The sequence below is a fragment of the Mycobacterium sp. genome (assembly GCF_032162605.1).
Lineage (GTDB): Bacteria > Actinomycetota > Actinomycetes > Mycobacteriales > Mycobacteriaceae > Mycobacterium.
The window spans coordinates 1-9,604 of record NZ_JAVROT010000120.1 but is presented as its reverse complement, the minus strand read 5'-3'; the positions used below and the strand labels follow the sequence as shown (position 1 = coordinate 9,604).

Genomic DNA, 9,604 nt, shown 5'->3' with positions numbered 1-9,604 from the left:
CACGGCCGCTCCTTACCGACACACTAAATTAGTCAGCGGGTTGAAATTTCGAACTTCTTGGGAACCGAGTGCATCTGGACCGGAGGAAACGAAAGTAAACGCCAGCTTGAGGAGCACGCGATGAAGTTCCTTTTCGAGGATGACACATTCTCGTTCGAGACGCTACGGACCACGTCGAGCACACCCACGCGGGCGCGTTGGGACGAGCCCACCAAGTGATGTTCGACCGGCTCGACACGGTCCGGATCGACCTGCCCTAACCGCAACACGAAAACTCCACAGTCACTCTGCGAGAGGGAAAATCATGAAGGTTCTTGTCACCGGCGCCACCGGTTACCTCGGCATCTCCGCGGCAGAGGAACTGGTCGTGCGAGGTCATCAAGTCCTGGGACTGGCCCGATCCGAGCAGTCCGCCAATGGACTGCTCAAGCGCGGCATCGAGCCTGTTATGGGCGACTTCGGCGACCCGGTGAGCCTGGCCAACGCCGTTCGCGAGGCCAAACCCGACGTCGTGGTGAGCACCGCCAGCGTCGGCGGGGCGAGCGGGGACCAAGCGGCCTTCGCCCGGGACGGTGAGGCGGTACGCGCCATGCGGGAGGCGCTCACTGATCACGGCGGCGCCCTGGTCTTCACCAGTGGGTCCGCGGTCTTCGGGGTCTTCAACGGGGGTGACGCCACCGGCACCGTCTACGACGAAGGCACCCGCTTGCCGCTTCCGGCATCGGTTTTCGCGCCCGCATCGGCCGGCGTGCACCCGTTGCTGGCCGTCGGCTTCGGGGCGGCGATGGCCGCTCGCGTCGAGACCGAACGGGCCGTCCTGGCCGCCGGGGACGTGCGCGGTGTCGTGGTACGACCTGGGTTGGTCTACGGACGCGGCGGCAATTCGGACCTCAGGTCTTTGATCGACCGGGCTCGGAAGGAGGGTCACGCCGGTCACTGGGGAAGCGGTGGGACCACTCAGAGCTACGTGCACGTTGAGGATCTGGCCGAGTTATTCTGCCTGGCAGCTGAACTCGCGCCGCACGGGGCGATCCTGCATGGCGTCGCCGCCGATGTCACCCAGCGCGACCTGGCCCGCGCCATCAACCGGATGATCGGAACAGACGAGCACACCGACAGCCTCTCGCTGTTGCAGATGCTTGGCATCGACGCCGACACAGTCGGGAACATCGGCGGCTCGTTCACCCCACCGCCCAGCGCAGCATCGGGTATCAGCCTGTCGCTGAACAAGCGCCTGTCCTCAGACAGGACGCGCGAGCTCCTCGACTGGTCGCCCAAACGGACAGACATCGTCGACGACATCGCCTTCGGCTCATACGCGAACACATAGCCGGCCGCTGAACCGGAGGAAAGCGATGACCGCTCGGCGTAATCGGCTGACCTGCTGACTGCTGACCGCTTGCGGTCTTCGGCAAGACGCTCCTGGTCGAGCCGTATCGAGCCCTCCGACGCGTTCACTCCAAGAGGCAGATTGCGGGGAATATCGCGACGCTTCGCGACCTTGACGACTATTTCGGGCGCCCGGTCCGGGTCCCCGGCCGCAACGCCACTGCCCTCCCCACGCCAGGTGAGTATCTCGGCGTACTCCTCCGGGACGGCCCGGACGGTCATCGACGACCCTGCCCAGTCGGTGCGAAAACCGCTCGGCTCTATGACGATCACCTTGATGCCGAACGGCGCGGTCTCGGTCTGCAGCACGCGGCTCAAGCCGTCGATCGCGAATTTGGCCGCCTGGTAGGAGGCGATGCCGGGAGAGCCGCCGACGCGGCCGCCCATCGACGAGAACTGCATGATCAATCCGCCGCCTTGTTCTCGCAGCACGGGGATGGCCGCCTTCGACACGTTGTAGACACCCCAGAAGTTGGTCTCGAACTGGGCCCGGAAGTCCTCGTCGCGAGTTGGTGGCGAGCCACGTCGTCAGATCCGGTCTCGATGGGTGAGACGTTGGCGTAGCCCGCGTTGTTGACGATGACGTCGAGGCGGCCGAACCGCCGGCGGGCTTCGCTGAGCGCCGCGCCGGCGGCCGCTACGTCGGTGACGTCGAGGGCCAGCGGTTGTAAGCGATCCGGGTAGGCCTAAGGCCGCACCTCGACAGGCCGGGCGGGACGGCCGCCACCGAAGGAACTACTGGCACGGTCGATCTCGCCGAAGAAGACCATCACGTCGTTTGGGTCCGTGCCTGCCGCATGTAGGCGACCCACGATCGCGGAAAGGAGCGAGCGCTTCCTGTCTTGTTCAGTCCCTGACGAGACCAGGACCTCGATCATCAGGACATGCTCGCTGCGAGGCTTCTGCAGATCCGGATACAGCGGGCTGATGCGAAGCTCGGCTTCTTCCAACGAGATGAACCTCTGGAAGTGGTCGTCCTCTGGATAACCAGCGCTGACGCTGGCTTCATGTATGGCGGCTGATATTGCGTCCTGTTCGGTCACCGTTCTCCCGGAGCGCATCGTGACGGTGAAAAGTGGCATGGATTTCCCCTTTTCTTGGCCCGCAGCAGGCGGTCTGCACGTGGGAGGTGTTGATCGTAATCGCGCACGCAGGAGGGGCCGCTGACCAGCCCCAGCTCCACGTCGGAACGGTATGACGTCGGATGATGCTTGACGTTTCTATGCCGCGCGAGGCTGGCGCTACGCTCGAGTCTACGACTCCGACGGCCAGACCTGGCGGCCTGCCGGCGCCGGCGTCATCGACGCCTGACCGTGAATTCGAAGAGACCTCCGAGAAGCTGATGGCCTTGGCGCCGTATCTGGTGCCGCTATAGAAGCGCGGCGGCTAGGCGGCGCCACTGCTCACGCGGGATTTCCCCTGGGTCGGCGGTGAGGACTTGCACGCACACGTGGTCCGCTCCGGCCGCGCGATGCTCCTCGATCCGGCGCCGGACGGCCTCCTCGTCGCCCCACGCGATGATCGCGTCGAACACCCGGTCGCTGACCGACGACACGTCGTCGGCCGTGAAGCCGGCGCGCAACAACCTGTTGGCGTAGTTCGGCAACCCGATGTAGGCACGCAGCCAATCGGTTCCGATGGCGCGGGCTTCGTCACGGTTCTCGGTCAGCACGACGGTCAGCTCGGGTAGGAGCAGGGGAGCGTCGCCAAGCACCTCTCTGGCCTGGCGCGTGTCGTCGGGTGTGCCGAGGTACGGTTGGACGCCGCGGGTACGCGTTGCGGACAGCTCCAGCATCTTCGGGCCGGCCGCCGCGAGCACCCGATTCTCCATGGGCACCGGCTGCTCGGCGGCGTCCAAGGCGTCGAGGAACGACCGCGTGGCGGCCAGCGGCTTGCGGAAGCGCCCGGGTTCCAGGGAGTCGACGAGCGCGGAGTTGCTGCAACCGATGCCCAGGAGGAACCGGTCACCGTGCGTCTTGGTAGTGGATGCGTACCGCGCGGCGACATCCGATGGCTCGTGCATCCAAAGGTTGAGGATTCCCGTTGCGATCACGACCTGTTTGGTCGACGCCAGCAGGTGGTCGACCGAATCGAGCACCGGACCGCCTGCGTCGGGAATCCACAGCGCGGTGAAGCCGAGCTCGTCGAGTTCGGCGGCGGCTTCGGTGGCTTGGTTGGGATCGCCGTAGCGCAGTTGGGAGCTCCATACGCCAACGCCCGACAGATCCATCTGGTCATCCTCTCCACTCACCGACAGCCTCACGCTACCGTCGGCGCGAGGCGCGGGCCTCCACGTCTAATCGCGTCCGGCTTCGATGAACTTGTCAGCAACGCAGATTGGGTTCGTAAAGATTGCCTCGTGGCTCCCCGGCATCTGGACCAACCGAAACTTTCCGAGTCGACTTGACATGCGGGAGCCCAAATCGCCGGGTGACACCACCATGTCTTCAGTCCCGACGAGGAAGCTGCGTGGAATCTGCAGCGAATGGAACTTCTCCATTTTCAACGGCTCGGCCCACGGCCCAAACGGCTCTGAGGAAAGCTGGTCGTAGGCACGCTGCACAAGATCGGGTTCGCCATCATTGATGAACACCTCGCGCCACATGTCGAAGGGGATCATGAAGGTGTTGTCGGCAGAGTCAGCCGCCATCTGCGTGAGCAGCTCAATAGTATCTGGCAGCATTTCGAGCGCGCTTTGGCCGTCATTGAGGACATATGCACTCCAAAAGACCAGGCGGCGAACGCGTTCCGGGATGGACTCCGCCGCCTTGCTGATGATGGTGCCTGCGTAGCCGTGGCCCACCAATATGAAGTCTGTTAGGTCCCTACCCACGATGAAGTCCACGATGGATTGGGTCTCGTCGGCATGGGTGACGTTCTTAGGAACCCCTTTGCCGTGTCCCGCCACAGTCGGGCTGTATGCCGTGTGGCCAAGCTGCTCCAGCCGTTCGATAACCGGCTGCCAGAGGGAGCCATCGTGGCAACCTCCATGTACCAGCACGAACGTGTATGAGTCCTTTGTCTCCGATCGCGGATCATCAACTCTCACAACAGGACCGTTCACTAATACTTCCTCCCATGCCAATCAAACGGATCAGCTCTTGCGTTCCGCTCGGTGTACTTACGCGGCTCTGGCCTCCACCACGCTGAGGGGCGAAGCCGCCGTTTGTACCACCCGCGTCATACGGAACCCGGCTTGGCTGAGCAGGTCTTTGTACTCGGCTGCGGTGCGTTCACGGGCGCCCAAGTTCAGCAGCATCTCCAGATCAACCCGTTTACCCGGGAAGTCACGGTCGTGCTCGGGGATGACGAATTCCACCAGCAACAGCGTCGCTCGGGGGGCGGCTGCCGCGCGAACGTTACGCAGAATACCCACCGCCATCACGTCTGGCCAGTCGTGAATGATGTTCTTGAGGACGTAGGCGTCGCCATCGCCAGGAACGCTGTCGAAGGACGACCCCTCAGCAATGACAACCCGGTCGGCGACACCCTGCTCCCGCAATAGCTTTGGGGCATCCGCGACGACCAGCGGCAGGTCGTACAGGACGCCGCGCGAGGCCGGCGCCGCCGCCAGGATGGCGGCCAGCAGTGTGCCATGCCCGCCTCCCACGTCGACGATCGTCGGGTAGGCGCTGAAGTCATAGCCGGCGACAACGGTCGCATCCGTCAGCGCCGACACGCTCGTCATGGTCTGGTTGAAGAGTTCAGCGAGCTCGGGCTCCTCGGCGAAGTAGTCGAAGCTCGACTTGCCGCGCAATGCCGGGACGACCGACGTCCCGTTTCGGACCGAATCCACCAGCAGGGTCCAGCGTTCGCGCTGCTCGGCCGACCCGTAGAACCGCGCCGCCGAAGTCATCGACGCCGGTGCATCCGAACGCAGGGTGTCGGCAGGGGAATTCAACTCGTAGCGACCGTCGCGGCGATGACGGAAGACGCCCCTGCTGATCAACGCCCGCAGCAGCCGGCGCAGTGCGTCCGCGTCCGCATCCACCCGCGCCGCCAACTCGTCGATCGGCAACGGGCCGTCGGCGAGGGCATCGGCGACCCCGAGTTGGGCCGCCACGGTGATCGCCTGCGACGTCCAACCCGCGAGGATCATCTCGATCATCGCTGCAGGCGCGGGTGTCAGCCGTTGATGGAGCCGATACAGGTGGCGAATCCGCTCGACAACGCGGGCCAGCTTGGCGGGTGGCACCTTGGCGGTCGTCGACATCGCGTGAACCTTCACAGTCGTAGCAATGGTCATCAGCTGCGGACAAGCCGGCTAGAAACGTCTCGGTTGACTTCGGCTGATATCCGCCTGTGGATTATCGAACGCAGAAACGTCGTCATCGCCCAGGTGCCAAACGAGTCCGAGGTCATGGCGGCCGGTTTCAACACCGCCTCACTCTGGGACATCTGCCGCGACGTCACCCAGGAGACAGCGGTGAGCCTGCGACGCCTGGTCTTCTCATACCAGCGCAGCGCGGTCGAGAGCTCACCGCTACTGCCGATCGCTGGATTTCGGAAATCCGAGCGTGCCCTGCACAACACCATCGTGTCGAGCAGCGCCTGATTGGTCCACTGCGCGAGGATGGGCGGCATCGTGTGCGCGGCATCTCCGAGCAACGTCACCGCGCCCTGGCGCGGCGAGCGGGGAATCGGATGCCGAAAATGCGGGAACGGCGAAGCGGCCAGATCGTCGTCGGTCAATGTCGCGAGTACTTGATCGACCAAGTCGGACCATCCTGCGGAATTGAACCGGATCATGTCGATCGGACGTTCCGGCCTGACGAAGTCGGGCCGCACATAGTCGTCGAAATAACGAACCATGTCCTCGCGGGTCGGCCAGCGGTCGGCGGTCAAGGGAATCCGCTGTCCGGGCAGATGCGACATGAACCCGGTGGTGTTGAGGCGGAAGTTGTCATGGCGCGTGCGCTACGAAATGGCTGGTGCCGCTGCACGATCGACGACGAGCGTTTTGATGTAGTGCCGATGCTCGAGCTCGCGTGCGACAGCGAGTCCGGCAGGGCCGGCCCCGATGACAACTGCGTCGCGGCTGTCGCAGACCTGTGTGGTGGTCATGGTGATCTTTCGGTTAACAACCTGAGCGCGGTCTGCACGCCCCCGAAGAACCGGTCGGTCTGGCGGATCGGTGCATCATGGTCAGCGGCGACGTCGACGTGCGGGCAGCCCAAGTATCTGGCGAGTGCCCGCTGCAGCCCGGGCGGCATCCGCCGGTCGTCGGTGAGCACGATGACGACGCTCGGTATCGGCGGTGGAGGTATCTCGCGCACGTCAAACCGCATCAACTGCTGTGCGGCTCGCCACAGTTGGGCGGGTGCGACGTGGGCCGTGCGGGCAGCGGTCAGGATTTCACGGCCGCGTACACCTGCGGCGTGAGCCAGCAATTCGCGGCGGCCAACCGCTGCCGAGAGCGCTCCGATGCCAGCCGCCGCCGTCAACCCGGTCCGGAGGTACCGGTCGTTCCAGCAGGCGCCCGCGCCACTGAGGACTAGACCGGCGAAGCTGGACGGCTCACGCTGGGCGGCGTAAATTGCGGTCGCCGCCCCTAGGGAAAGGCCGATGAGTACCGGCTTCTCCCGCTCGAATCCCTCGGCTGCGGCACGGGCCGTGGCCCTGGCGCCCTCCCACGTAAACGAGGTCTCGCGGGAGGTCCCGTGCCCAGGCAGGTCCGGCGCTGCGACACGATACCCAGCTCCCCGAAGCGATTCCGCAAGTGGCGCCCATGACATCGCTCCCGTCGAGCCCAAAGGATGCAGCAGCACCAACGGTGGCGCGGCGGCCGGCGCACGTGCAAACGATCTTGACAAAGTCACTCCCCGCGGCGATCACCGAACATCAGTGCCATGACCACATGGTCACGGTTTCCGTCATTGACACGGTGTAGAACCGCGTGTGGTTCATCGGACAGGGCAGAGATCTTTCTGCAGTGCCACCGATTACGGAGAGGTTCCTGCCATCGGCAGCATCAATCCGCTGTCAACAAACCGACTAGTGCCTGGCGGTCGATCGTGCCGGTAGGCAACATCGGCAGTTCGCTTTCGGCAATCACCTCGACCACCGTCGGCACCTTGAAGCCCGACAGATTGGCGCGGGCGTGGGCGCCAATGGCTTCGGCGGATAGCCGGGCGCCGTGCGCGGGTACAACCGCGGCGCCGACGACCTGGCCACGCACGGGATGCGGTACGGCTACGACGAAGCTTTGTGCAGTACTCCGGGCATGGCGTCCAGTACCGATTCGACTTCGGTTAGGTCAGATGTTCGATCCGGCGGTCTTGATGAGCGCACTGGCGCGGCCGGTGAAGTGCAGATGTCCTGCGGCGTCGAAGAATCCGCGGTCCCCGGTGTCGTACCAGCCGTCCGCGGTGAACGCGTCGTGGCGTTCCTGTTTGCAGATCCCGCTCATCAGAATCTGCCCGCGCACCTGGTGGGGTTGGCCTCCGAGGCCGTCGGAATCGGCTCCCGCTACGCGGTCGTGCGCGAGGCGTTCGGTCAGCCGATCGGGATGTATCAAGCGGCCGCACATCCGTTCGCCGACGCCGTAGCGGCGCTGCACGGGGCCCAATTGCTGGACCACAAGGCTTGTTGGGCAATGGATTCCGCGCATGATGACGCTGGCGTACTGGCGGCGATGGCGTTCGTCTTCGCCGCCGAAACGGCATATCAGGCGACGGCGCACAGTCTGCACGTCCACGGAGGATACGGGTTCATGGAGGAGTGCGACATTGAGCTCTATTACTGCAGGGCCAAGGCTAATGAGGTCGATGTTATTGCCTATGTAATGGTGTCGACGTCGTCTTGCGTTAGCCAGCGCGGTGCTCAGTCGGTGCCTCAACGGCAGCCGTCATGTCGGCATCGCCGGACATGCCGTTGTCGCTCGCTACGCGGGCAACACGGAACGCGGGTCTGTTGGGCGCTGCTCTCAGCCAGCGCACACAGCGTTCGCAGCCCGTGACGAAGCACTGCGCGTCATCGAACGGGTCGAGATCGGGAAGCACTTCGCGTAGCTCACCGAATGGATCAACACCCACATCGACAACCTGACCGGCGTCCAGCCGGCCACCCTCGCGCGCTACCGCACGTACGCGGCGCGCTGCCAGGGCGCCCCTGCCGCATAACCGCGTCGAGGAGACGGTGTTCCTGACGACCACGGCGGGAACCACTACTGACTTGAGGTGGGTGCATCGCAAGCGTGAGTAGCGATGGACATGGTTGGTGACCGGTAAGCACCAATTCCAGTTGGCGGGAAAGCATGAATGGGTGCCAGCGATGACGACATGGCCGCGCTGGGTCGCAATTCTGGAAGAGGCAAGGACTATTTGACTTTCGAAGGAGTGTCACCATGCGAATCGGATTGAAGTACATGACATCGGCGTTGGCGGCGGGCGCTGCCGCGCTTGCCATCGCCGCAGCACCAGCGGCCATGGCGGACCCGGCTCCGGCTCAGTCGGCAGTCATGGCAGCAGCACCGGCGGCCATGACCGGCCATATCGTCGCGGCCGGGCACGGCGGCGGCGGCGGCCACGGGGGTGGCGGCTTCCACGGTGGTGGCTGGGGCGGTGGCCGCGGTGGCTGGCACGGCGATCGAGGCTGGGGCGGCGGCTGGCAGGGTTACTGGCCGTGGGGTTGGTACCGGTAGCGATCAACCACCTCGCGATGACCGCCGGTCAGCCGACACCGCGATTGATGCGTGAAGTGCCGCTCACCAGAGCCGGGCACGCGCCGGTGACACTCACCGGCGCGTGCCGTCCGCCGCTCTCCAAGAGAATTCGCTGGCTTCGCGCAGCGCTTTGGTGAGTACCGGGCACCTAGGATTGCACCGATGACCGTCCCGTTCTCGTGGGAACTGCCCTACGCGTGGCCACGCAAACCCGTGCTGGCGCCCAACGTCGTGTGCACGTCCCAGCCGCTGGCCGCGCAGGCTGGCCTGGCGATGCTCGCCGACGGCGGCAGCGCGGTCGACGCGGCGCTGGCCGCCGCGATCACCCTGACCTTGGTCGAGCCGGTGTCCAACGGCATCGGTTCGGACGCCTTCGCCATCGTGTGGGACGGGGAGAGGTTGCACGGGTTGAATGCCTCTGGCCGTTCGCCGGCAGCCTGGACGCCGGAGTATTTCCGTGGCGGTGCGGTTCCGGTGCGGGGCTGGAATTCGGTGACCGTGCCGGGCGCGGTATCGGCCTGGGTGGAGTTGCACGCCCGGTTCGGCAGGTTG

Annotated in this window: 11 protein-coding genes and 2 pseudogenes; 4 read left to right on the top strand and 9 right to left on the bottom strand. The window is 64.9% G+C overall.

Translation table 11 applies throughout. The features are described 5' to 3' along the window. Positions 1-304: 304 nt before the first annotated feature. Positions 305-1,330 carry an NAD-dependent epimerase/dehydratase family protein gene (locus QOI01_RS07370; protein WP_526379520.1) on the top strand — a complete coding sequence of 342 codons (1,026 nt, stop codon included), beginning with the start codon at positions 305-307 and terminating at the stop codon, positions 1,328-1,330. Positions 1,331-1,674: 344 nt separating this feature from the next. On the opposite strand, the pseudogene QOI01_RS07365 reads toward QOI01_RS07370, so the two are convergent. The 9 genes and pseudogenes from QOI01_RS07365 to QOI01_RS07325 all read right to left on the bottom strand — a co-directional run. Then, positions 1,675-1,842: pseudogene (locus tag QOI01_RS07365) on the bottom strand (SDR family NAD(P)-dependent oxidoreductase); the annotation flags it as partial. Further along, positions 1,794-2,051, bottom strand: a complete 258-nt coding sequence (locus tag QOI01_RS07360) for an SDR family NAD(P)-dependent oxidoreductase (RefSeq protein ID WP_526379522.1) — start codon at positions 2,049-2,051, stop codon at positions 1,794-1,796. The gene QOI01_RS07360 and the pseudogene QOI01_RS07365, both read right to left, overlap by 49 nt. A 24-nt stretch (positions 2,052-2,075) precedes the next feature. Then, positions 2,076-2,471 carry a tautomerase family protein gene (locus QOI01_RS07355; RefSeq protein WP_526379519.1) on the bottom strand — a complete coding sequence of 132 codons (396 nt, stop codon included), beginning with the start codon at positions 2,469-2,471 and terminating at the stop codon, positions 2,076-2,078. Between the two features lie 287 nt (positions 2,472-2,758). After that, the gene (locus tag QOI01_RS07350; RefSeq protein WP_526379518.1) at positions 2,759-3,619 is read right to left on the bottom strand and encodes an LLM class F420-dependent oxidoreductase; all 861 of its coding nucleotides are present in this window, start codon (positions 3,617-3,619) and stop codon (positions 2,759-2,761) included. A gap of 66 nt (positions 3,620-3,685) precedes the next feature. Next, positions 3,686-4,390 carry an alpha/beta fold hydrolase gene (locus QOI01_RS07345; protein WP_526379517.1) on the bottom strand — a complete coding sequence of 235 codons (705 nt, stop codon included), beginning with the start codon at positions 4,388-4,390 and terminating at the stop codon, positions 3,686-3,688. Positions 4,391-4,510: 120 nt separating this feature from the next. Further along, complete coding sequence (locus tag QOI01_RS07340; protein ID WP_526379516.1) at positions 4,511-5,602, bottom strand: methyltransferase; 1,092 nt, start codon at positions 5,600-5,602, stop codon at positions 4,511-4,513. Positions 5,603-5,634: 32 nt separating this feature from the next. Next, positions 5,635-6,453: pseudogene (locus QOI01_RS07335) on the bottom strand (FAD-dependent oxidoreductase). After that, positions 6,450-7,202 (bottom strand): alpha/beta fold hydrolase, encoded by a 753-nt coding sequence (locus QOI01_RS07330; protein WP_526379515.1) that lies wholly within the window; start codon positions 7,200-7,202, stop codon positions 6,450-6,452. The pseudogene QOI01_RS07335 and the gene QOI01_RS07330 overlap by 4 nt, the downstream one beginning before the upstream one ends. 158 nt (positions 7,203-7,360) lie before the next feature. Continuing rightward, positions 7,361-7,630: an AMP-binding enzyme gene (locus tag QOI01_RS07325; protein WP_526379521.1), complete on the bottom strand. Its 270-nt coding sequence runs from the start codon at positions 7,628-7,630 to the stop codon at positions 7,361-7,363. On the opposite strand from QOI01_RS07325, the gene QOI01_RS07320 reads away from it, so the two are divergent. The 3 genes from QOI01_RS07320 to QOI01_RS07310 all read left to right on the top strand — a co-directional run. After that, positions 7,571-8,347, top strand: coding sequence for an acyl-CoA dehydrogenase family protein (locus QOI01_RS07320; protein ID WP_526379514.1), 777 nt, complete (start codon positions 7,571-7,573; stop codon positions 8,345-8,347). The two genes, QOI01_RS07325 and QOI01_RS07320, sit on opposite strands and share 60 nt — an antisense overlap. Before the next feature lie 387 nt (positions 8,348-8,734). After that, positions 8,735-9,031, top strand: coding sequence for a hypothetical protein (locus QOI01_RS07315; RefSeq protein WP_526379513.1), 297 nt, complete (start codon positions 8,735-8,737; stop codon positions 9,029-9,031). A gap of 183 nt (positions 9,032-9,214) precedes the next feature. Continuing rightward, positions 9,215-9,604 (top strand): gamma-glutamyltransferase (locus QOI01_RS07310; RefSeq protein ID WP_526379512.1); only part of this gene is annotated, 390 nt, incomplete at its 3' end.